Here is a 22905-nt window from a genome sequence, read left to right as displayed (position 1 = left end):
ACTGTGCTATCACGGGGCTGGGGCCGGCACGGCCGGGGCCGACGGCTCGGCGGCCTTTCGATCGGCGATCTGACGATCGAGGCTGGCGAGGTCCGCCCGCGCCTTTGCGGTCTCGGCCTGTGCGGCCGCGAGGGTCGCCGCGGCCGCGGACTTCTGCCGTTGCAGCTCTGCCACCTCCTGGGTGAGCGCCGCTTTGTCCTTTGCGGCCGTGTCCTGCTGGGCCTTCAGGCTTTCCAACGCCGCCTTGGCCTCCGCCACCTGCCGGTTCGTGGTGGTCAGATCGCCAGACGCCGCAGCATTCTTCGTCTGCAAGTCAGCCGCCTGCTGTGACGCGGCCTGCCGGTCTTGCTCGGCCTTGTCGATCTGAGTCTTCAAGGTCGCGAGCGCCGCCTTGGCATCGGCAGCCTGCCGAGTGGCGGCCTCCAATCCCGCCGTCGTCGCTGCCAGCTGCTTGCGGGCTTCTTCCGTCTTCTGGCTGAGGTCGGCCTGCGCCTGGCGCAGCTGAGTGTTTTGCGCCGTCAGTTGCGCGATCGATTGTTCCGCGTCAGACCGCCGGCCAAGCACGGCCTTGAGGTCCTCCTGGGCTTGCGCCACGCGCGCATTGAGATCGGCCTGGGCGGCGTCCTCGGCCACGGTCTCGGCACGAGCCTTCTGGACCTTGTCGTTCAGGTCGGCCAACTGGCTGTTCTGCTGGGCCAATTGATCGGAGGCCTTGGCGAAGGCCTGCTTCAACGTGTCGTTCTGCTGCCGGGCCGTCTCGAGTTCCCCAGCAACCCGATCGCGCTGGGTCGACAGATCGGCGATCGACTTCTTGATACGGGCTTCCTCATCGGCGGCAGCCTTGGCTTGGCTGCGAAGATCCGCCAGCTGCGCTTCCGCCGCATCGCGGGCTTTGGCGGACTGTTGGGCCGCCGACTGGGCGCGCTTGGCGTCGCTTTCCGCCGCTTCGCGTTTGCCCGCGATGTCGGCCAGGGCCCCGGTGGCCTCACGCTCCCGGTTGAGCTCCCCCGTCACGGCGTCGCGATCCGCCTGGATGGTCGACAATTGCTGGCGTAGCGCCTGCTCGTCGGAGCTGGACTGAGTGTAGATCCAGGCCAGGAGAAGCCAACTAACCACAGCCAGCGTGGCTGCCACGATGCCGATGGAGCGCCAGAAGCCTTCGGCCGATTCGTCCATTGTTTCCGTTCCCGCCGGGCCGCTGCCGTTTCCTTTGACAATCAAAGTGGTTTGGGCGGCGACATCATCGCCAGTCCCGTCCCGAGATCAACCAGTTTCGGCGTTCACGCGGCCCGGCGTCGGCCGGGTGCACCTGTGGGCATCTTCTCGTCGAAGAGCTCGGCGAGCTTCTCGGTCATGGCGCCCCCGAGTTCTTCCGCATCGACGATCGTCACGGCACGGCGGTAGTAGCGGGTCACATCGTGGCCAATGCCGATGGCGATCAGCTCGATCGGCGATCGGGTCTCGATCTCCTCGATGATCGACCGGAGGTGCCGCTCCAGATAATTGCCCGGATTGACCGAGAGGGTCGAGTCGTCGACCGGCGCACCATCGGAAATCATCATGAGAATACGACGTTGTTCCGTGCGGCCGAGCAGGCGCTTGTGCGCCCAGTCGAGCGCCTCGCCGTCGATATTCTCCTTGAGCAGCCCCTCGCGCATCATGAGACCGAGATTGCGGCGGGCGCGGCGCCAGGGCGCGTCGGCGGATTTGTAGATGATGTGCCGCAGGTCGTTGAGGCGACCAGGGGTCGGCGGCTTGCCGGACTGCAGCCATGCCTCGCGGGCCTGGCCGCCCTTCCAGGCGCGGGTCGTGAAGCCCAGGATCTCGACCTTGACGCCGCAGCGTTCCAGCGTCCGGGCCAGGATATCGGCACAGGTCGCCGCGACCGTGATGGGTCTGCCCCGCATCGATCCCGAATTGTCGAGCAGCAGGGTCACCACCGTATCACGGAAATCGGTGTCCTTTTCCCGCTTGAACGAGAGCGGCTGCTGCGAATCGATGACGACGCGCACGAGACGGGCCGGGTCGAGCATGCCCTCTTCGAGATCGAACTCCCAGGCACGGCTCTGCTGGGCCATGAGACGACGCTGCAGCCGATTTGCGAGACGGCCGACCACGCTCGACAGGTTCGACAATTGCTTGTCGAGATAGGAGCGCAACCGTTCCAACTCCTCCGGCTCGCACAGGTCTTCGGCCTGCACGGTCTCGTCGAACTTGGTGCTGAAGGCTTTGTAGTCGGTCCCGGCCTTCTCGGGTGGGCCGGGCTGCGGACGCCTGCCCTCGGCGGCCTCGTCGGCCTGGCCATCGTCCTCGTCGTCGGGCGCCTCGCCGGTGGGGGAGTCGGCCGTGTCCATCTCGCCCGCGTCCATCTCGTCGGCGGCTTGGTCGGCGCCCTCCATATCCATGGATTCGCCGGTTTCGACCTCTTCGCCTTCGCCCTCGGCGTTGTCGGGGTTGTCCTGCGGCTGGTCCTCCGACTCTTGATCCTCCTCCTCGTCGCGGTCGAGCGACGACGGATCGGCCATGTCGAGGTTTTGCAGAAGCTTGTGGATCGAGCGTCCGAAGGCGCGCTGGTCCTCGACCATCGTTTCGAGAGCGTCGAGGTCGGATCCCGCCTTTTTCTCGACCCAGGGGCGCCAGAGGTCGACGATCTTCTGGGCGGCGGCCGGCGGCTTCAGCCCCGTCAGCCGCTCGCGCACCATCAGGGCCACGGCATCTTCGAGCGGCGCATCGGCTCGGTCGGTGATCTCGGCGTAATTGCCGCGATGATAACGGTCTTCTAGCATCGCGCTGAGATTGGTGGCGACGCCGGCCATGCGGCGCGACCCGATCGACTCGACCCGGACCTGCTCGACAGCCTCGAACAGCGCCCGCGCCCCAAGCGCGTCCGGCACGAGGCGGCGGTGAATGTTGCCGTCATGGCAGGCGAGCTTCAGGGCCAGCGAGTCGGAGTGGCCGCGCACGATGGCGGCCTCGTGCGGCGACAGCTTGCGCGGGGGCTCGGGCAAGCGCGCCCGTGCACTCTCGCCATGACCGGTGACACCGGGCCGCTCGGCCGCATAGGTGACTTCGAGTTGCGGCGTGCGCGCCATCGCCCGCATGCAGCCGGCCACCGCGCGCTTGAAGGGTTCCTGCGGGGCCTCGGCCGGGGCACCGGGCTTGCGGTTGGTGGGTCCGCTCATAAAGGCTCCGGCCAGTCGATGGGGCGGGACATGATCTCATCCCAGGTGTAGGGGCAGGTCGTGGGAAGAGCCGCGCGCGGCAAGCCGGTCTCGTCCAATGCATGGCGCCTGCCGTCCACATATGCCTCGGCCAAGAGCCCCGGCAAGATTGATCGCAGCCCAGAACCTCCCGCGAGATGTTGTGTCACGCGCCGTCGATGTTCCTCGATGCTGAGAGCCCAACTGCGGGTCCGCATTTGCGGCTGGTGGTCCCACTTGAGCAGATGTTGCAACACTCGGCTCAGATCCGACCGGAGCTTATCGGCGAGGTCATGAGCCAAGGCGGCGATCTCGTCGGCGAGTTTGGCGGCGTCGATGAGGTCAAGCCGGCCCTTCAGGAGGAATTCGGCTTGCTGCAACGCCCAGGTGTATGGATCGTCCTCATAGGCGACGAGACGCTCTGTCTCATCCGACTTCAGCGTCTTGGCCGCTCTTCGATCGTCCGCCAGCGTCACCGCCGCCTCCGCTTCTCCGCTCTTAGCTCAACGCCACGTTGACGGCGCTTTCCGGCAATTCCTGGCCGAAGCAGCGTTGGTAGAACTCGGCCACCAGCGTGCGCTCCAGTTCATCGCACTTGTTCAGGAACGTGAGCCGGAACGCAAAGCCCACATTGCCGAAGATCTCGGCATTCTCGGCCCAGGTGATCACGGTGCGCGGGCTCATCACGGTCGAGAGGTCGCCCGACATGAAGGCGTTGCGGGTGAGATCGGCGACCCGCACCATCTTGTTGATCGTGTCGCGACCTTCCTTGCCGCTGTAATGCCGCACCTTGGCCTGGACGATATCGACCTCACGGTCGTGCGGGAGATAGTTCAGCGTGGCGACGATCGACCATCGGTCCATCTGACCCTGGTTGATCTGCTGCGTGCCGTGATAAAGGCCCGATGTGTCTCCGAGACCGACCGTATTGGCGGTCGCGAACATGCGGAAGGCCGGATGGGGCGTAATGACCCGTTTCTGATCGAGCAGCGTCAGCCGCCCCGACACCTCAAGCACGCGCTGGATCACGAACATCACGTCGGGCCGGCCCGCGTCATATTCGTCGAAACAAAGCGCCACATTGTTCTGCAGTGCCCACGGCAACATCCCGTCGCGGAACTCGGTGACCTGCTTGCCATCCTGCAGCACGATCGCATCCTTGCCGACGAGATCGATGCGCGACACGTGGCTGTCGAGGTTGATGCGGATGCAGGGCCAGTTCAGCCGCGCCGCCACCTGCTCGATATGGGTCGACTTGCCGGTGCCATGGTAGCCGGTGATCATCACGCGGCGGTTCTTGGCGAAGCCGGCCAGAATGGCCAGCGTGGTGTCCCGGTCGAACAGATAATCCGGATCGGTGGGCGGAACGTGCTCGTCGGCGACCGAGAAGCCCGGAACCTTCATGTCCGAGTCGAACCCGAAGGTGTCGCGCACCGAGACAAAGCGGTCGGGCAGACCGGCGATTTTCGTAGGCGCGTCGGGCATCAGTCCTCCGTCCCGGCCTGCCAGCTTGTCCCGGACCACGGGCGGCAGGCGCGAGGGTTCTGTTGAGTGAGTCAGGTCTTTCGTCGAGCCGCCGGGGCCGCCGCTGGGCCGTCCGCGAGCTTTACGGTCTTCAGGTAATTATAGGCGCGGATGATCTCGCGCAATCGCTCCTCGGAGGACCGATCGCCGCCATTGGCATCCGGATGATGGCGTTTCACAAGTTCTTTGTAGCGTACCTTGACGATCTCCGTCGTCGCGGTGTCGTCGAGCTCAAGCGCATAGAGCGACTTCATGGTCGCGGCACTGTAGCGCGGCGGCTGGGCGGAGGCCGGAACACCGCGATGGAAACGCTGCCGATGCAGGCCGAGCGCGTCCTCGCCGCCCCGCGGGGCGGCGCCCGCCTCGCGTGTGCCGCTGCCGTTCTTCACGCCCATGTCCCAGGTCGGCCGGTGACCGACGAGCGCTTCCTTCTGGTATTTGGCGACGGCTTCGTCGCTCATCCCGTCGAAATAATTGTAGGTCGCGTTGTACTCGCGCACGTGGTCGACGCAGAAGCAGAAGAACTGCCCCTCCCGGTCGCGCCCCATGGGAGCACGATGATTCCCGGGCTTGGGACAGCCGGGATGAGCGCAGGGTGGATGCGTCGGCTCCTTGGCCGGCGCAACCTTCTTCTTGCTGGAAGAGGCGCGGATGCCGTCGAAAAGGCGAGAATTGAGATTCATTACCATCCATTATGGAGACGACGGGCTTGGCCGCAAGACCCGAAGCTCCGATGAACAAAAACCGGCAGCCATGCCGGCGCAAGCCATGCGAGGAGACCACCACCATGACGGCTAGATCCCGACTATCCGCGATTCTCACCGAAGGGCTTCGGCCAATATCTCTCGAAGTGGTTGACGAATCGCATCACCACGCTGGCCATGCGGGATGGCGACAAGAGGGCGAAACGCACTTCAGGGTCAAGGTGGTGTCGGCGTCCTTCGTCGGAAAGAGCCGTGTGGACCGACACCGCATGATCAATGCGCTCGCGGCCGAAGAGCTGCGCGCCGGCCTTCACGCCCTCGCGATCGAGGCCAGGACACCCGAAGAGGCGGCCTTGCCGGTCGACGCGGGCGCGCGTTAGAGGTCCACGTCGGGATCGACATCGAGATCGTCCTCCCTCACCTCCCATGCCGAGGCGGCCGCACGACGGACTGCTGAAGATGGAGTCGTGAACGGAGGTGGCCTTTTGGGACGAGACGCATGAGCAACACCGCGGGGACCAATGACATGCGGCTCGTCGTGACAGGGGCGGCCGGCCGGATGGGTCGCATGCTGATCCGGACCATCGCCGAATCGGAGGGCGTCACGCTCTCGGGCGCTTTGGCGCGGGCCGATTCGCCCCTCCTCGGTCAGGATGCGGGTACGCTGGCCGGGCTTCCGCCGATGGGCGTCCCCGTGACGAGCGATGTGCTGGCCGCCTTCGTGGCGACCGACGGCGTGATCGACTTCACGAGCCCCACCTCCAGCGTCAATTTCGCGAGCCTCGCGGCGCAAGCCAGGATCGCGCATGTGATCGGCACCACCGGGTTCGGCCCTGATGATCTGGCGCGCCTGGAGGCCGCCTCCTGGCACGCGCCCGTTGTCCGGTCCGGCAATATGAGTCTCGGCGTCAATTTGCTGGCCGGATTGGTGAGGCGCGTGGCCAAGACGCTCGGCGAGAATGTCGATATCGAAATTCTCGAAATGCATCATCGCATGAAGGTGGATGCCCCCTCCGGGACCGCGCTTCTGCTCGGCGAAGCCGCCGCCGCCGGGCGGAACGTGCCTCTCGACGAGAGATCGGTCCGGGTCCGCGACGGCCATACCGGTCCCCGCCGGCCCGGCGACATCGGCTTCGCGGCACTCCGGGGCGGCAGCGTGGTGGGCGATCACACGGTGGTGTTTGCCGCAGCGGGCGAACGGCTGGAGCTCTCGCATCGCGCCGAGGACCGCACCATTTTCGCGCGAGGGGCTGTTCGAGCGGCGCTCTGGGCACGCGGTCGCAAGCCCGGGCTTTATAGTATGGCCGACGTGCTCGATCTGGCCGAGGTTTGAGACGATCTTCCCGCACACGGCGTTAAGATCCCTACATTAGGGTGATGGGTCATGCTTGGGTTGCCAAGCAGGCCCGCTGTGCCGGTCGGCAAAGGATGTGACGGGACTCATCATGCAGGTTGCCGCTCTGACGATGCCGCGCGAGAAAGTCGTGGGTCCGCGCGCCCTGCTCGACCGCGACCAGCTCGATGCGGACATCGCGGCCCTCAAAGCGCAGCACGGCGACCCCGACGCATTCCGGCGCGCGGCGGTCGACCTGTTCCGCACGACCCTCACCACAGGCCGGGCTCGTATCGTCGAAACATTCCTGCACAATCGCCGCGGCCTCGCCTGCGCCGAGAGCCTCGCCCGCCTTCAGGACGAGATCATCGCGGCCATTCACGACTACGTCCTGCTGTATGTCTTTCCGATGCGGAAGCCGAGCGCGGCCGAGCGCCTGGCGGTCGTCGCGGTCGGGGGCTATGGCCGGGGAACCTTGGCGCCCGGATCGGACATCGACCTGCTGTTTCTGCTTCCCTACAAGCAGACGCCCTGGGGCGAGAGCGTGGTCGAGGCCATTCTGTACATCCTGTGGGACCTCAAATTGAAGGTCGGCCATGCCACACGTTCGGTCGACGAATGCATGCGGCAGGGCAAGGCCGACATGACGATCCGCACGTCGCTCTTGGAAGCGCGCTTCCTGCGGGGTGATCAGACCCTATTCGAGGAGCTCCGGGCCCGCTTCGATAAGGAGATCGTGGCCAAGACGGCGCGTGAATTTGTGGCCGCGAAACTCGCCGAGCGGGAAACCCGCATCGCCAAGGCGGGCGCCTCGCGCTATCTCGTCGAGCCCAACGTGAAGGAGGGCAAGGGCGGGCTGCGCGATCTCAACACGCTGTTCTGGATCGCCAAATATGTCTTCCGCGTGAGCCATCAGGCGGAGCTCGTCGGCGCTGGGCTGTTCACACCGCAGGAGTTCGGCGCCTTCCACCGCTGCGAAGAATTCCTGTGGCGGGTACGCTGCCAGTTGCATATCGCGGCGGGGCGGGCGGAGGAGCGACTGTCCTTCGACTATCAGCGGCTCATCGCCGAACGGCTCGGCTATAAGAACCGCGGCGGTCTCTCGGCCGTCGAACGTTTCATGAAGCATTATTTCCTGATCGCCAAGACGGTGGGAGATCTCACGGCCATCGTCTGCGCCGCGCTCGAGGAGCGGGAGGCCAAGCCGCCGGCCGTGCTCGACCGCTTCATGGGCAGCCTGCTGCGGCGTCCCCGCACAATCGCAGGCACGCGCGACTTCGCGGTCGAGCTCGACCGGGTGACGGTGGCGCGGCGCGACGCATTCATCCGCGACCCGCTCAACCTCATCCGGCTCTTCTGGGTGGCCGACCATTACGGGCTCGCGATCCACCCGGACGCAACGCGCCTCGTGACGCTCTCGCTCAAGCTTGTGGACGCGAAGCTGCGAGCGGATCCCGAGGCCAACCGCCTCTTCATGGAGATCCTGACCTCCCGCAACGCCCCCGAGACCGTGCTGCGCCGCATGAACGAGGCGGGCGTGTTGGGCCGCTTCATTCCGGAATTCGGTCGCATCGTCGCGCTGATGCAGTTCAACATGTACCACCATTATACGGTGGACGAACACCTGCTGCGGGCGGTCGGCATCCTGGCCGAGATCGACGCCGGACGGGCGGTGGAACAGCATCCGCTGGCCAACGACCTCATGCCCAAGGTCGCCAACCGTAAGGCACTCTACGTCGCGGTGTTTCTTCACGATGTCGCCAAAGGTCGGGACGAGGACCATTCCAAGGCGGGCGCCGCGATGACGCGACGGCTGTCCAAGCGTCTCGGCCTGACGGACAGCGAACGCGACCTCGCCTGCTGGCTCGTCGAGAACCATCTCCTGATGTCCAATGTCGCGCAGACTCGCGATCTCGCCGACCGGCGCACGATCGACACGTTCGTCGATGTCGTCGGGTCGGTCGAGCGGCTGCGCTGCCTGCTGATCCTGACCATTTGCGACATCAAGGCCGTCGGCCCCGGCGTCTGGAACGGCTGGAAAGGGCAGTTGCTCCGCTCCCTCTACATGCAGGCCGAGGCGGCCTTGTCGGGCAGCCAGTCGACCATCGATCTCAAGAAGCGCGTTCGCATGGCGCAGGACGAACTCCGTCCCCGTCTCGCGGCCTGGCCGGCCGCCGAGCGCGACGCTTACATGAACCGCCACTACCCGCCCTACTGGCTGCGCGTCGATCTCGATCGCAAGATCCGGCATGCCGAGCTTCTGCGCTCGGTTGCGAGCGAAGCCGCGCCGCTCACTTGGGAAATGACGACCGATCCGTTCCGGTCGACAACCGAATTCACCATCGTGGCGCCCGATCACCCGCGCCTGATGTCCGTGGTCGCGGGTTGCTGTGCCGTCGCGGGCGCCAACATCGTCGATGCGCAGATTTTCACGACGACCGATGGCCTGGCCCTCGATTCCATCACCGTATCACGGGCATTCGACCACGACGAAGACGAGGCACGGCGCGCCGATCGTATCATCAAGAGCATCCGCCGCGTGCTGCTCGGCGAGATCCGCCTGGGCAGCCTGATCGCCGCCAAGGGCGGCGCCCCGAAAGGCCGCGATGCGACCTTCCAGCTGGAAACCCGCATCATCATCGACAATAGCGCTTCGAACCGGCACACGATGCTCCAGGTCCGTGGCATGGACCGGCCGGGCCTCCTGTATGACCTGACGAACGAGATCGCGACGCTCAGCCTCAATATCGTGTCGGCCCATGTGGTGACCTATGGCGAGAAGGCTGTCGATACATTCTATGTGACGGACCTGACCCATGCGAAGATCACCGACGCGGCACGCCAGGAGGCGATCCGCAAGCGTCTGACCACGGTCTTTGCCAGTTCCGAGACGAGCGCCCCCGGCCAGGCCGCCGGCCCAGCCGCAAAGGCGCCTTGATTTTTGACGGTCCACCGCTGATATGCCGCAGCAACGTAACCACCAACTCGCGAAAGCTCATGCCGGACCAGAATGACGACCAAGCCGTGACCCCGGATGCCGCCAACACCGCAGGCGGCACGCAGGACGCGTCCCAGCCCGATCCCTTCGTGGTCCTTGAAAACCTCAACGCCGAGAATGCGACCTTGAAGGACAGGGCGTTGCGGCTGATGGCCGATATGGAGAACATGCGCCGCCGAACCGAAAAGGAAGTGACCGACGCCAAGATCTACGGCGTTTCGAACTTCGCGCGCGAGATGCTGAATGTCGTCGATAATTTGCGGCGCGCGGTCAGCAGCGTGCCGGCTGAGGCGGTTGGCGCGGCCGGCCCGTTGAAGACGCTGTTGGAAGGCGTCGAACTCACGGAAAAGGATTTCCTCTCGCGGCTTGCCCGCTTCGGCATCAAGCCGCTGGACCCGCAGGGCAAGAAATTCGATCCCAACATGCACGAAGCGCTGTTCGAGATGCCGGACGAGAGCGTCCCGTCCGGGACGGTCGTCCAGGTGATGGAGACCGGCTATGCGATCGGTGACCGCGTGCTGAGGCCTGCCAAGGTCGGTGTCTCGCGCGGTGGCCCGAAGGTCGCGGCAGAGACGCTGAACTGAGCCGGAGCCGCATGGTGGTCGACGACGCCGAAGTGGTTTTCACGGTGGATCAGGTCGCGGAGGCCAATACGGCACTCCGCACCGCCCTCGGCCGTCCGCCGGAAAACTTCACCATGGCGCAGTTTATCGCCATGGTGTCGGACGAAATCGATCAATTGCGCGGCAAGGGCTGGGGCGATGCCGAGATCGCCTCGCTGCTGGCTGAAAGCACCGGGTCGATCGTGACGGCCGACAGCGTTTCGCTCCACTATGCGCCGGTGGAGCTTCGCGGGGCGGCGCGACCCACCTAGGCTCTCAATTGCGCGCCGCGGCGGTCGCCACTCCGGCCGCGATCAGCGCTCCTCCCCCGGCCCGCCGGGACCACGTCGACATCCGAGGGCCGCGTAGCAGGTGCGAGGCCTGGGAGGCAGCCACGGCGTAAATCGTGTCCGTCACGCCGACAACGCCGACGAAGGTCACGACCAGAAGCGCAGCCTGGCTGATATAATCTCCATCCGGGCTGATGAACTGCGGCACGAAGGCCACGAAGAACACGATCGTCTTCGGGTGGAAGGTCCCGACCGCGACGTTCCCCATGAAGGCCGCGCGTGCGGTGATCGGTGCCGAAGCCGCGACCCCACCGAAGGCGCCGCTTCGACTGCGGACGATCGTGATCACACCCAGGCCGACGAGATAGACCGCTCCCGCCCATTTCATGATCGAGAACGCCAAGGCGGACGCGGCCAGCAGGGCACCGACGCCGGCGAGCGACAAGGACATCGCGCTGGCGTTGCCCACCGCCATCCCGGCCACCGAGGCCAACGCGACCCTACGCCCTGAACCGACGGCATAGCCGATGATGCTCAGGACGCCGGGTCCCGGAACGACCCCGAGCAGCGCGGCCGCCGCCACGAACCCCAGCCACACATGAAATTCCATCGCGCGGCTCCTTTTGCCCGTCAGTAGGTCACTGCAGAGCTTAGGGGCGTCTTTGCCCAATCAGGTCGGCAGACGCCATTGCGAACCTGACAGGTCCATTCACTCATTCGTCAGGCTCGGCAGAAAGACATCGGACAAGATCGCCGCCGGCGCCCGCCATTGTTCGGGACTGTCGTAATTACCGGTTGTTATGGACAGAACGAAATCAAGGCTCGGAAAAACGAACAAGCGCTGTCCCCCATTCCCGAACGCAGCCACAAAGGGTTCGCCGTAGCTTCCCGTGGTGCCGTGGATCAGGGCTTCCCCAAGGTACCACAAATGCCCGTAATGCATTCCGGGCCAGCCGATATCGACCAGCGCGGCTGGTTGGAAACTTTGGTCCAGCCAGGGCTTCGGCAAAACCGACCGGTTATCCCACATCCCGCCCGACAGGATCATCCTCCCGATCCGGGCGACCGATCGCGGTGCCAGCCGCAATCCTGATGCGGCGGAGGCTTCACCGTCGGAGCCTCGCGCCCATTCCATGCCGCTGATTCCAAGCGGGGCAAACAGTGCTTTTTCGGCGAAGTCAGGCAGGCTCTGGCCCGTGCCCTTTTCGATCAGCTTACCGATCAGCGCAACTGCACCCCCGCTGTAGATCCATCCTCGCCCAGGTTGACCAAGGATCGGACGGTCGAGAATAAAGCGATACCGGTCAGTCGCCCGCTCCATGGCGATCTCGCTGTTGGCGGGATCGGTATAGGGGAGGCTTTCGTCCCACTTCATGCCGAGCGTCATCGTCAGCGCATGGCGGATCGTGATGCGTGAGCGGTTTCGATCCATCCTCAGGTCCACGTATTCGGGAAAGTGGTCAAGGATCGCATCATCGATGGGCGGAACGCGCTTGTCGGCAAGAGCGATACCGTAAAGCAGCCCGACGATGCTTTTGGTCACCGAACGGAGGTCATGCAGCGTATCCGGCCCGAACGCCACATGTCCCAGATCGCGTCCCCAAGCCCAATCCTGCCCAGGAAAATACCGCTCGAACACAACGTCGCCGCCCAGCATGGCAACGACCCCGTGGACGCCGTCGAGCCGACCTGACGCCTGCAGAACATTGAACCGCGGCACGGGATCGGATCTGAAGCCGGCCGCAGCGGCTGTGTTCGGCTTGGCTGCGGCTTCTGGCACCGCCGAGATCGCACCGGTCATGAGGACTGCCCCAATCTGAAGCACAATGTCGCGGCGGCTCGATTTGAACATCGGTTACCATCCACCGACGAATTGTCACGCGCGGGAGAGTGATTTTCGCGTCAGGATATCTCCGATTGCGCCGCAGGCTGCAAGTGCTCGCCGTCAGGGTTCCTTGGGTTCGAATCGGCCTTCCTGTACCCCGAGCGCGTCGGCCAGACGCATCTTGGCCGAGCCCGGCCGCAGCGGCTTCTGCTGGCTCTCGTGCGGCGCCCAGCCCGACAGCCAGACGATGTCGAAGGTCGCGCGCAGGCGGCCGTCAGGGTCGGCATGGCGTTGCGCGTAAATCTCGGCCGCGCGCAGGAAGAAGCGCCGGCTCGTCGGCCGGCGCGTTCGCGCCAGCAAGGCATTGGTCAATCCCATCAGGCGCAGGTCGGCCAAGAGGCCGAAGAGCGACCCGTAGCGCACCGTGACGCGGTCGAGATCGGTGACCGGCAGGGCGAAGCCCGTGCGCTGCATCAGGTGGCCGAGGTCGCGGAGATCCGTGAACGGCGCGACACGCGGGCTTGCGCCGCCGAACAATTCGGCCTCGGCTTCGGCCAGGATGGCGCGCAACTCCTGGAGGGTCTGGCCGCCCAGGAGGGCCGCAAGGAACAACCCATCCGGCTTCAGACTGCGGCGGATCTGGACAAGCGCTCCCGGTAGGTCGTTCACGCTGTGCAGAGCCATGACCGACACGGCAAGATCGAAACGCTCGGTCGCGAACGGGATCGCCTCCGGCTCGGCGACAATGCCCGACCATGGACCCGCCGCAACGGCCTCGACCACAGGTGCGGCTCGAACCACGAGGGCATCCGGATAGAGCTGTTTAATCGCCAGGGCAGCCTCGGGACGAGGTGAGCCGGCATCGAGGATCGATGCAAACCGACGCTGTACGGGCAGCAGCCGGTCGACGAGGTCGTCTCGGGCACGTTCGAACAGAAAATCGGGCGCAGATTGCCGGAGGGCACGCACGAGCCGGCGGCGCACCAGGGCGCGGTCGAAAACGAGGGGAATTGAGAGAGTCTGAGACACAGGCCTGTTATGGGGCCGCACGCGCTACGTTAAAAGCCCGAGCGCGCGAGTCACTCATGACTGCGGGGTTTGCGGATGACCGCGCAAGAAACGGGACGCTGGCTCGCGCGGTCCCGCCTAAGACTGAACCATGGAGGCATGCATGGCGAATCGAGCGGCAGGGGCAGCGATGGGCGGGCGCGAATGGGCGCTGCTCCTGGCCTTATCGGGACTGTGGGGTGGCTCGTTTTTCTTCTTTAAGGTTTTGGTGACCGAATTGCCGCCCTTCACGGTGGTTCTGGGACGGGTGGGACTGGCGGCACTCGCGTTGCACCTCGTTATCTTGGCGCGCGGTGAGCGAATGCCCGCGGAGCCGAGGCTTTGGCTTGCCTTCCTGGGCATGGGGCTTCTCAACAACGTCATCCCGTTCACCCTGATCGTTTTCGGTGAAACCCGCATTTCGAGCGGGTTGGCGGCGGTGCTCAATGCCACGACGCCCGTGTTCGGCGTAGTCGTAGCCCATTGCCTCACAACCGACGAAAAGATGACGCGGGGAAAGATCGCCGGTGTGGTCTTCGGTTTCCTGGGCGTGACCGTGTTGATCGGCCCTGGCGTTCTTGCGGGACTCGGCGGCGGCGATCTGGCCGGTGAATTGGCCTGCCTTCTCGCTGCGCTCGTCTATGCCTTCGCGGGGGTCTACGGCCGACGTTTCCGGCATGTGCCGCCGATCAAGGTCGCCACGGGCCAGATCACGGCCAGCACCGCGATCCTGCTTCCGCTTGCGCTCGTCGTCGATCGCCCTTGGACCTTGCCGGTCCCAAGCCCCGCGACCTGGGCAGCCTTGATGGGGATCGCGCTTCTGAGCACCGCGCTTGCCTATATTCTCTACTTCCGGATCCTGGCAGTCGCCGGAGCCACGAACCTGCTCCTCGTGACCTTCCTGTTGCCGATCAGCGCATCGCTTTTGGGCGTCCTCTTCCTGGGCGAAGTCGCGACAGGGCGTTCGGCGCTTGGCATGCTGTTCATCGGTTGCGGTCTCGCAGCCATCGACGGCCGCCTGCCCAGGATTGTCCGGAGAGGCTTTCGCGCCGCGCTCCCGGCCCGGCGGCATCAAATCTGAAGGCCGGCCTGCACCGCGCAGGTCCGGCAAACCGGCTTGCCTTGCCGGAGCCCGGCCGCTAAGCCGCACGTTAATCGTTCCCCGCATCTTCGAGCGCGCCCTTGACCCGTCCCGATCCCGTCATCACGCCCGAAATCGTCGCGGCGCATGGCCTCAAGCCACAAGAATGGGAGCGGTTCGTGGCGCTGGTCGGCCGCACGCCGACCTGGACCGAACTCGGCATCGTCTCCGCCATGTGGAACGAACATTGTTCGTACAAGTCGTCGCGGCTGCATCTGCGCGGATTGCCGACGAAAGGCCCGCACGTGATCCACGGGCCAGGCGAGAACGCGGGCGTGATCGATATCGGCAACGGGCTGGCCTGCATCTTCAAGATGGAGAGCCACAACCACCCCTCCTTCATCGAGCCCTACCAGGGCGCGGCAACAGGGGTCGGCGGCATCCTGCGCGACGTCTTCACCATGGGGGCGCGGCCGGTGGCCTGCCTCAACGCACTGCGCTTCGGGTCGCCCGATCACCCCAAGACCCGCCATCTCGTCTCGGGCGTCGTGGCCGGCATCGGCGGCTATGGCAATTCCTTCGGTGTTCCGACGGTCGGTGGCCAAGTCGGCTTCGACCCGAGCTACGACGGAAACATCCTGGTCAACGCCATGGCGGTCGGCATTGCCAAGACCGATGCCATCTTCACCTCGATCGCGACCGGCATCGGCAATCCGATCGTCTATCTCGGCTCGAAGACCGGCCGCGACGGCATCGGTGGCGCCGCCATGGCGTCGGCGGCCTTCGACAAGGACGCGCTGAGCAAGCGCCCCACCGTGCAGGTCGGCGACCCTTTCGCGGAGAAACTGCTGCTCGAAGCCTGCCTGGAGCTGATGCAGACCGGCGCCGTCATCGCCATCCAGGACATGGGCGCGGCCGGGTTGACGTCCTCGGCGGTCGAGATGGGCGCCAAAGGCAATCTCGGCATCGAACTCGACCTCGACGCGGTCCCGTGCCGCGAGACCGGCATGAGCGCCTACGAGATGATGTTGTCGGAAAGCCAGGAGCGCATGCTCATGGTGCTGCACCCCGACAAGCGCGAGGCCGCCGAAGCCGTGTTCCGCAAGTGGGAGCTCGATTTCGCGGTCATCGGGAAGACCACCGACACGCTGCGCTTCGTCATCAAACATGGCGGCGAGGTCAAGGCCGATCTGCCCATCAAGGAACTCGGCGACGAGGCCCCGCTCTACGACCGCCCGCATGTCGCGGCGCCGAAGCATCCCGTGATCGCGGCCACCAATGTCGTGCCGCCTGTCTCCAACACGGAAGCCCTAACGAGGCTGATCGGCTCCCCCGACGGCTGCTCGAAGCGCTGGGTATGGGAGCAATATGACCACCTGATCGGCGGCAACACGGTCTCGGGGCCAGGCGCCGATGCCGCTGTGGTGCGGATCGGCGACGGCCCTAAGGGCCTGGCGCTCACCTGCGATGTCACGCCGCGCTATTGCGCGGCCGATCCGGTCGAGGGCGGCAGGCAGGCCGTGGCCGAAGCGTGGCGCAACCTGACCGCCATGGGCGCCCTGCCCCAGGCCTTGACCGACAATCTCAACTTCGGCAATCCTGAAAAGCCCGAGGCCATGGGTGAGCTCGTCGGCTGCCTCCAGGGCATCGGCGAGGCTGGGCGTGCGCTCGATTTCCCCATCGTGTCGGGCAATGTCTCGCTCTACAACGAGACCACCGGCAAAGGCATCCTGCCGACCCCGACCATCGGGGGCGTCGGCCTTGTGGCTGACGTCTCGAAACTGCCCAAATCCGGCTTCGATCGGGCCGGCGATGTCGTGCTCCTGCTCGGCGAAACGACAGGCTGGCTCGGCCGATCGGCCTATCTGCAGGACGTCTGCGGCCGGCGCGAGGGGGCGCCACCACCCGTCGATCTCGCGACGGAAAAGCGCAACGGCGATTTCGTCCGCGCGGCCATCACGTCAGGCCGCGTGTGGGCTGTCCACGACCTTTCGGACGGGGGTCTCGCGGTGGCGCTGGCCGAGATGACCTTCCCGTCGGGGGTCGGGGCGAGCCTCGAGGCTGCGCCGACCGGACTGCCGCCGCACGCGTTCCTGTTCGGCGAGGATCAGGCGCGCTACCTCGTGACGATCGCAAGCGACGATGCGCAAGCCTTCTTGGCTGCCGCGAACGCCGCCGGCGTTCCGGCCCTGAAGCTCGGCCTGACGGGCGGCACCACATTGACCCTCCCGGGCGAGCCCCCCATAGTTGTCGCAGACCTCAAGGCCGTGCACGAAGGCTTCCTCCCCGCCTATATGCGCGGCGAGCTTTGAGCGGGACCGGAGAGACGACGCCATGGCCATGGACGCCACCGAGATCGAACGCATGATCAAGGAAGCCCTTCCCGACGCCCAGGTCGAGATCCGCGACTTGGCGGGGGACGGCAACCATTACGCGGCGAACGTCGTCTCACCGTCCTTCAAGGGCAAGACCCGGATCCAGCAGCATCAGATCGTTTATGCGGCCCTTAAAGGCAACATGGGCGGCGTACTCCATGCCCTGGCGTTGCAGACAGCGGCAGAGTAAGGCGTAGCGAAGCCCAGCGGCATACCTTATATTTGAAGGCGGGACGGAGCCTTGACCTCCGCACTCAGAAGGATTCGAACATGGCCAGCGTGCACGAGCAGATCGACAACGAGGTGAAGACGAACGACGTGGTGCTCTTCATGAAGGGCACCCCACAGTTTCCGCAATGCGGCTTTTCCAGCCAGGTCGTCCAAATCCTCGAATATCTCGGGGTGCCGTACAAGAGCGTGAATGTGCTCGAAAGTGCGGACATGCGGCAGGGCGTTAAAGATTACACGAACTGGCCGACGGTGCCGCAACTCTACGTCAAGGGCGAGTTCGTCGGGGGCTGCGATATTGTCCGCGAAATGTTTCAGTCGGGCGAACTGACCACCCACATGACCACCGCCGGCATCCCGGCGAAGCAAGTTGCCCAGGCCTGAGGGTAACCACATCAACGCATGCGTTTCAGATTCGGCCGGCTTCCTGTGAAGTCGGCCTTCTCTTTGACGGACTGTCGCATTAAGAGAGCGGGACGTTGCGGCAATTTGGTGTGCTTGCAGACGACGCAACGCCCCACATCCGATAAGTGCAGGAGGCCAATGCATGGCAGGAACCATCAAGATCCTGGCCGGCAATTCCAATGGGCCCCTGGCTGAGGCCATCGCCACCTATCTCGGCGTCCCACTGACCAAGTGTTCGGTGCGACGGTTCGCCGACATGGAGATCTTCGTCGAGATCCTGGAGAACGTGCGGGGCGAAGACACGTTCATCATCCAGTCGACGTCCTATCCGACCAATGATCACTTAATGGAATTGCTGATCATGACGGATGCGCTGCGTCGCGCTTCGGCCCGGCGCATCACGGCGGTACTGCCGTATTTCGGCTACGCCCGGCAGGACCGGAAGGCCGGCCCACGCACCCCCATCTCGGCCAAGCTCGTGGCGAACCTCATCACGCATGCTGGCGCCCATCGCGTGCTCACTGTCGACCTCCATGCTGACCAGATCCAGGGCTTCTTCGACATCCCGACCGATAATCTCTTCGCCGCCCCCGTGATGGTGCGTGACATCACGGAGCGTATGGATCTCACCAATGTGATGGTGGTGTCGCCCGACGTGGGCGGCGTCATCCGGGCTCGTGCTCTGGCCAAGCGCATCGGCGCCCCGCTCGCCATCGTGGACAAGCGGCGTGAGCGCGCCGGCGAATCAGAGGTCATGAACATCATCGGCGATGTGGACGGCAAGACCTGCATCCTGGTTGACGATATCGTCGACTCTGGCGGCACGCTGTGCAACGCCGCCGACGCGCTGCTCGCACAGGGCGCGGAAGCCGTGCACGCCTATTGCACGCATGGCGTGCTGTCGGGCGGTGCCGTGGCGCGGATCGCCGGATCGAACCTCAAGGAATTGGTGATGACGGATTCGATCCGCTCGACCGAGGCCGTCCGGGTTGCCAAGAATATGCGCGTTATGTCGATTGCGCCGCTCATCGGCGAAGCCATCGGCCGTATCGCACAGGAAGCGAGCGTATCGAGCCTGTTTGAAAACGCAGCCGTGACGAGCATTATGAACAAGACTCCGCAGCAGAATCAAAAACCTCAGCCGATTGCCTTGCCGCCCCAGTCGCAGGGTCGTACGGGCACCTGACGATCGGGCCTGAAAGGGCTTGACGGAACAAACCTTAGCACTCTGCGTATGATTCGCAGAAAGACGCTCGAGCGCGTCTACCGACTTTGGAGACTTCGGATGCGTGGGATTCAGAGCAAGGCCGTCATCGGCCTTGCGGTTGCCGGAATGATGATCGGCCTCACCGGGACGGATGCTTCCGCCGCAACCGTGCGACATCTCTATCGCAAAGGCCATAGCGGCTACTATTACGGTCATCACTACAGGAATTATGGCCGGTCGAACGTAGGCCCGGCAATTGCCGGTGCGGCACTTGGCGTGATCGGCCTTGCGGCCGGTGCAGCCGCTGCGAACGCCTATGATCGTGACGATTACGAGCCTGGCTATGCCTACGGCGGCTATGGCTACGCTCCGCCACCCTATGCTTACGGTGGCGGCGGCTATGGATACGGCTACGCGCCCTATTAAACTTCCTCGTTCACGGCAGGTTCTGCGGGCTCGGCTTCGGGGTCGGTTTCATCGGGTAGCGGAACGACGTCGACATTGACGACGATGTCCTGGTTGCTCGTCCCGAGCAGGACGCCACCCACGGGGGCCACATCGGCATAGTCGCGGCCTGTGGCCAGCACGATATGGTCGTTGCCCGCCAGAATGGCGTTGGTGGGATCGAAACCCACCCATCCAAGTTCCGAACCGCACCAGACGTCGATCCAGGCATGGGTCGCGTCCGCGCCTTCGAGCCGCTGTTGGCCTTCGGGTGGGATCGTGCGGATATATCCGCTCACATAGCGGGCCGCGAGGCCGACGCCACGCAGACCTGCGATCATGATGTGCGCGTAATCCTGACAAACGCCATGGCGCCGCTCGAAGGCCTCGAGGAGCGGCGTGGAAACTTGGGTGGCCTCTGGGGCGTAGCGAAAATCCGTGTAGATGCGCCGCATGATCTCGGCGGCGGCCTCAAAGGCTGATCGGCCGGGAGCGAGGCTCTCCCTGACATAAGTCGTGACAGGATCCGCCAGAGGCACGAGCGCGCTGGCAAACAGGAAGTGGCTCGGGGCTTCCGCTTCAAGGCTCTGCATAGCCCGGGCTGCCTGCGCGGTCTCCGTCCAGTTCTCCTTGATCGACCCGATGACCTCGGATTCCACCGGGCATCGATCGACCTTGATCCGGGAGGCGGCTTCAATACGCAATTCACGGTGCGGGGTATCGATCTGTACGGTCGCCACCTCATGACCGAAAAACGACCAGTGCCGTACCATGGCCACCGGTCTTGGCGTGATCGTCAATGCTGTGTCCTCGACAACCTGCCCCTGCCCGCTCCGCGGTGTCAGCGTGAGCGTGCAATGCGCGAAGGTCACAGACGACCCGTAGCGGTAGGTCGTAACGTGGCGTACGGCGTATCTCACCCGAGCCCCGTCCATTTGTCGGCGCGTGCCGCCGAAGCGCCTTGGAGGAAATAGCGGTCCGCAATAGCGCCGCTGAGCGCCATGACGTCGCCTTCGATCCGATCGATCACGGCACCGTCGACACTGTGGGCATCGGTGGTCGCCACAAAGGTCGCGACCTGTCGGACCAGACTGTGGGGGCGCTCGATCAAACCGTCGCCACGCAGAACCGGGAGCGCCGCCAGATGCTCCGCCAGGCGGTCGATCTGGAACGTCACCGACCTCGGATTGTAAGGATCGAGCAGTGCCATGTCGCGAATGGGCGCGAGCGCCACGCCGATCAGGTAGCGCGATCGGTAGGTGATCTGGGAATCGATGAGATCGAGCAACACGTCCAGGCTCTCGGCCGGGCCCGGTTCCCCGGCGAAGCTGCGAGCGAAGCGGCAGGTGGCCACAGCGCGCTCGATGCGTCGTCCCATTTCAAGGAAGCGCCAACCCGCCACGCGATTGACGTTCTCCTGGCCGAGGCCCGAGATGGCGGCGATCAACTGGAGCGCGCGGTCGGCGCCCTCGAAGAGATCAGCCTCTCTCGCCTGCTCGGCCATCGGCACGGACAAATGCGTCACAAGGTCGTGGATCAGCCGGGTGGTGTCGACAGACAGGCGCTCGCGGATCGTCGAGGCGGTGCGTCGTACCTCGCGCGCCAGCGCCAGGGCGGAGCCGAAGCGATCGGGATCGTAGACCGCGCTCTGGAGGCGCGCGGCACCGCCGGGCGGTCCTGGTGACAAGGCACCCCACCGGACCAGGAGATCCACCAGCTTACCGAGCGCCAGGGTCAACCCTCCAGCCTGTCCGCGCCCGCATGCTTCGATCATCCGGCCGCTCAGGCACCGCACGATGCGCAACGTCCCCTCGGTCCGCTCAAGATAGCGGCCAAGCCAGAATAGGTTATCGGCGGCGCGACTCGGCAAATTGCCGAGGAGGCGCCGGATCCTGACCGTACCGCTGCTCGGCAACAGGGTCACGCTCTCGACCGGTTGGTCGGCCAGAACCCAGACATCGGCCGACTGGACGCCGGTGCTCATGGAAATCGCGGTGGCGTCGGCCCGGCTCGCGACCCGGCAGAACCCGCCCGGCATGACCCGCCATCCGTCGGCCGTCGCGGCAGCAAAGACCCGCAGCACGAAGGGCCGGGGTACGAAGCGCGTGCCGTCCCAAACCGGGGTGGTGGAGAGCCGCGCCACATCCTGGGCGGCATAGTCGATGGCGCGATCCTGCATCAGGCGCCGCAAGTGGACACGCTGTTCCGATGACAATTCGCCACCCAGGGTCGGCCGATCAAGTCCCAGGCCGGGAATACGCTCCCGGAAAGCCCCGGACACCATTGTGTCGAGCCGTTCGACGGCGGCCTCATGGCCGGCCTTGGTGCCCCCCCAGAACGTGGCGAGGCTCGGCAGCAGCAGATCTTCCGCGATCGTGGGCTGCGCCAGTTGAGGCAGGAAACTCATCAGGGCCCGACCTTCGACGAGCCCGGCGCCCAGCGCATTGGCGATGGCGACACGCCCGCCCCGCACAGCCTCCATCAGACCCGCGACGCCGAGACGGGAACGGCCATTGAGCTCGAGCGGATCGGCATAATCGGCGTCGACCCTGCGCAGCAACACGTCGGCCCGTTTGAGACCCGCCACGGTGCGGATATGCACCTGCTCGTCCCGCACGACGAGGTCGCCGCCCTCCACGAGTAGAAAGCCGAGATAGCGCGCCAGATAGGCATGCTCGAAATAGGTTTCGCTGAGGGGTCCGGGCGTCCAGAGACAGATGCGCGGTTCGACTCGTTCGGCGAGTTGCGAGAGGCCGTCGCGGAAAGCCTGGAAGAACGGCGCCAGCCGCTCGATGTTCATGCTGCCGTAAAGGTCGGCGAAGGCGCGCGACAAAGCGAGCCGGTTCTCAAGCGCATAACCGGCACCCGACGGTGCCTGGGTGCGATCGCCCAACACCCACCAGCGTCCGTCGGGCCCTCGGCCGAGATCGACCGCGTAGAGCGAGAGAAAGCGATGGCCGGTCGGCATCACCCCAACCGCGGGATGCAGGAAATCCGGGCTGCCGGCCACGGCTGCCGCCGGCAGCAGCCCCTCGCGGACGAGACGGCTCGGCCCGAAAACGTCGGCCAGAACCGCTTCGGCCAAGCGGGCCCGCTGGGCGACGCCGGCCGCGATCGTGCTCCATTCCGCCGCATCGATCAGCAGGGGCACGGGACTGATCGGCCAGGGCCGGTCGTCGGCATCGCCATAGGTGCGATAAGTCACACCGGTGTCGCGCATGTGCCGGTCCGCGCTGGCCACGCGCCGCATCAGCTCCGCCGATGGCAGGGCTGTGAAAAGTTCGAAGAACCGGCGCCAGTGGGGACGAATCCGTCCATCCCGATCCACGCATTCGTCGAGGACGCCGGGCAGAGGCTCGTAGGCCTCGATCATACGCTCAAGACGGTCATTTCGAGTTTTGGAGTCGCCCGACGCAGTCACGGGCTAGATCCCGCCGCAACGGCGTGAGGCCGATCGCCTTGTTACCCTTTCGGATCCACACATCGGCGCATGAGGAACCTCTTCTCCCCTCTCCCTTGTGGAAACGAGCCGGAGATGAGGGTCACGAATGTGTCTCCGACACGTCCGATCCGAAGCTTTCCAAGCTTCACCCCGAGCCCCTCTCTCCAAGGGAGAGAGGAAAATCCTGGGATCGGCGCGAG

At 65.1% G+C, this 22905-nt stretch carries 20 protein-coding genes and 1 pseudogene; 11 read left to right on the top strand and 10 right to left on the bottom strand.

Going from position 1 to position 22905, the window contains the following annotated elements:
• Positions 1–9 precede the first annotated feature (9 nt).
• The 5 genes from M8523_RS10810 to M8523_RS10790 all read right to left on the bottom strand — a co-directional run bounded on the left by M8523_RS10810 (position 10) and on the right by M8523_RS10790 (position 5407).
• Entirely contained in the window at positions 10–1176 is a 1167-nt protein-coding gene (locus tag M8523_RS10810) for a coiled-coil domain-containing protein (protein WP_282584874.1), read from the bottom strand.
• Between the two features lie 104 nt (positions 1177–1280).
• Positions 1281–3182 carry a cobaltochelatase subunit CobT gene (gene cobT / locus M8523_RS10805; RefSeq protein ID WP_282584873.1) on the bottom strand — a complete coding sequence of 634 codons (1902 nt, stop codon included), beginning with the start codon at positions 3180–3182 and terminating at the stop codon, positions 1281–1283.
• Positions 3179–3676, bottom strand: coding sequence for a DUF29 domain-containing protein (locus M8523_RS10800; protein WP_282584872.1), 498 nt, complete (start codon positions 3674–3676; stop codon positions 3179–3181). The genes cobT and M8523_RS10800 overlap by 4 nt, the downstream gene beginning before the upstream one ends.
• 22 nt (positions 3677–3698) lie before the next feature.
• On the bottom strand, positions 3699–4685 hold the full coding sequence (cobS, locus tag M8523_RS10795) for a cobaltochelatase subunit CobS (RefSeq protein ID WP_282584871.1): 987 nt from the start codon (positions 4683–4685) through the stop codon (positions 3699–3701).
• 71 nt (positions 4686–4756) lie between these two features.
• Positions 4757–5407, bottom strand: a complete 651-nt coding sequence (locus M8523_RS10790) for a J domain-containing protein (RefSeq protein WP_282584870.1) — start codon at positions 5405–5407, stop codon at positions 4757–4759.
• Positions 5408–5511: 104 nt separating this feature from the next.
• Here M8523_RS10790 and M8523_RS10785 point away from each other — a divergent pair, with 104 nt between their 5' ends.
• The 5 genes from M8523_RS10785 (at position 5512) to M8523_RS10765 (ending at position 10633) form a co-directional block, all read left to right on the top strand.
• Complete coding sequence (locus tag M8523_RS10785) at positions 5512–5808, top strand: BolA family protein (protein ID WP_282584869.1); 297 nt, start codon at positions 5512–5514, stop codon at positions 5806–5808.
• A 146-nt stretch (positions 5809–5954) separates the two neighbouring features.
• Entirely contained in the window at positions 5955–6761 is an 807-nt protein-coding gene (gene dapB, locus M8523_RS10780) for a 4-hydroxy-tetrahydrodipicolinate reductase (protein ID WP_282585095.1), read from the top strand.
• Between the two features lie 133 nt (positions 6762–6894).
• Entirely contained in the window at positions 6895–9699 is a 2805-nt protein-coding gene (locus M8523_RS10775; RefSeq protein WP_428350368.1) for a [protein-PII] uridylyltransferase, read from the top strand.
• A 59-nt stretch (positions 9700–9758) separates the two neighbouring features.
• Positions 9759–10343, top strand: a complete 585-nt coding sequence (grpE, locus tag M8523_RS10770) for a nucleotide exchange factor GrpE (RefSeq protein WP_282584867.1) — start codon at positions 9759–9761, stop codon at positions 10341–10343.
• 11 nt (positions 10344–10354) lie between these two features.
• On the top strand, positions 10355–10633 hold the full coding sequence (locus tag M8523_RS10765; RefSeq protein ID WP_282584866.1) for a hypothetical protein: 279 nt from the start codon (positions 10355–10357) through the stop codon (positions 10631–10633).
• A gap of 4 nt (positions 10634–10637) precedes the next feature.
• On the opposite strand, the gene M8523_RS10760 is transcribed toward M8523_RS10765, so the two are convergent.
• The 3 genes from M8523_RS10760 to M8523_RS10750 all read right to left on the bottom strand — a co-directional run bounded on the left by M8523_RS10760 (position 10638) and on the right by M8523_RS10750 (position 13505).
• Positions 10638–11261, bottom strand: a complete 624-nt coding sequence (locus M8523_RS10760) for a LysE family translocator (RefSeq protein WP_282584865.1) — start codon at positions 11259–11261, stop codon at positions 10638–10640.
• A 99-nt stretch (positions 11262–11360) separates the two neighbouring features.
• Positions 11361–12503 (bottom strand): serine hydrolase domain-containing protein, encoded by a 1143-nt coding sequence (locus M8523_RS10755; RefSeq protein ID WP_282584864.1) that lies wholly within the window; start codon positions 12501–12503, stop codon positions 11361–11363.
• 93 nt (positions 12504–12596) lie between these two features.
• Positions 12597–13505 carry a methyltransferase domain-containing protein gene (locus M8523_RS10750; protein ID WP_282584863.1) on the bottom strand — a complete coding sequence of 303 codons (909 nt, stop codon included), beginning with the start codon at positions 13503–13505 and terminating at the stop codon, positions 12597–12599.
• Between the two features lie 142 nt (positions 13506–13647).
• On the opposite strand from M8523_RS10750, the gene M8523_RS10745 reads away from it, so the two are divergent.
• The 6 genes and pseudogenes from M8523_RS10745 to M8523_RS10720 all read left to right on the top strand — a co-directional run bounded on the left by M8523_RS10745 (position 13648) and on the right by M8523_RS10720 (position 19245).
• Entirely contained in the window at positions 13648–14604 is a 957-nt protein-coding gene (locus M8523_RS10745; RefSeq protein ID WP_282584862.1) for a DMT family transporter, read from the top strand.
• Positions 14605–14705: 101 nt separating this feature from the next.
• Complete coding sequence (gene purL / locus M8523_RS10740) at positions 14706–16916, top strand: phosphoribosylformylglycinamidine synthase subunit PurL (RefSeq protein ID WP_282584861.1); 2211 nt, start codon at positions 14706–14708, stop codon at positions 16914–16916.
• 22 nt (positions 16917–16938) lie between these two features.
• Positions 16939–17169, top strand: a complete 231-nt coding sequence (locus M8523_RS10735; protein WP_282584860.1) for a BolA family protein — start codon at positions 16939–16941, stop codon at positions 17167–17169.
• A gap of 80 nt (positions 17170–17249) precedes the next feature.
• A complete protein-coding gene (gene grxD / locus M8523_RS10730) occupies positions 17250–17591 on the top strand; it encodes a Grx4 family monothiol glutaredoxin (protein ID WP_282584859.1) in 342 nt (113 codons plus the stop codon).
• Between the two features lie 163 nt (positions 17592–17754).
• Positions 17755–18696: pseudogene (locus M8523_RS10725) on the top strand (ribose-phosphate pyrophosphokinase); the annotation flags it as partial.
• 201 nt (positions 18697–18897) lie between these two features.
• Entirely contained in the window at positions 18898–19245 is a 348-nt protein-coding gene (locus tag M8523_RS10720; protein WP_282584858.1) for a hypothetical protein, read from the top strand.
• On the opposite strand, the gene M8523_RS10715 is transcribed toward M8523_RS10720, so the two are convergent.
• Together M8523_RS10715 and M8523_RS10710 are read right to left on the bottom strand one after the other, a co-directional pair.
• On the bottom strand, positions 19242–20183 hold the full coding sequence (locus M8523_RS10715; protein WP_282584857.1) for a transglutaminase family protein: 942 nt from the start codon (positions 20181–20183) through the stop codon (positions 19242–19244). The genes M8523_RS10720 and M8523_RS10715 overlap by 4 nt on opposite strands.
• Positions 20180–22636 carry a circularly permuted type 2 ATP-grasp protein gene (locus M8523_RS10710; protein WP_282584856.1) on the bottom strand — a complete coding sequence of 819 codons (2457 nt, stop codon included), beginning with the start codon at positions 22634–22636 and terminating at the stop codon, positions 20180–20182. The genes M8523_RS10715 and M8523_RS10710 overlap by 4 nt, the downstream gene beginning before the upstream one ends.
• Positions 22637–22905: the final 269 nt, after the last annotated feature.

Source organism: Lichenifustis flavocetrariae (assembly GCF_026130545.1).
GTDB lineage: Bacteria > Pseudomonadota > Alphaproteobacteria > Rhizobiales > Beijerinckiaceae > Lichenihabitans > Lichenihabitans flavocetrariae.
Note: the sequence above shows the minus strand (reverse complement) of the source record. Positions and strands in the feature narration are given on the sequence as shown.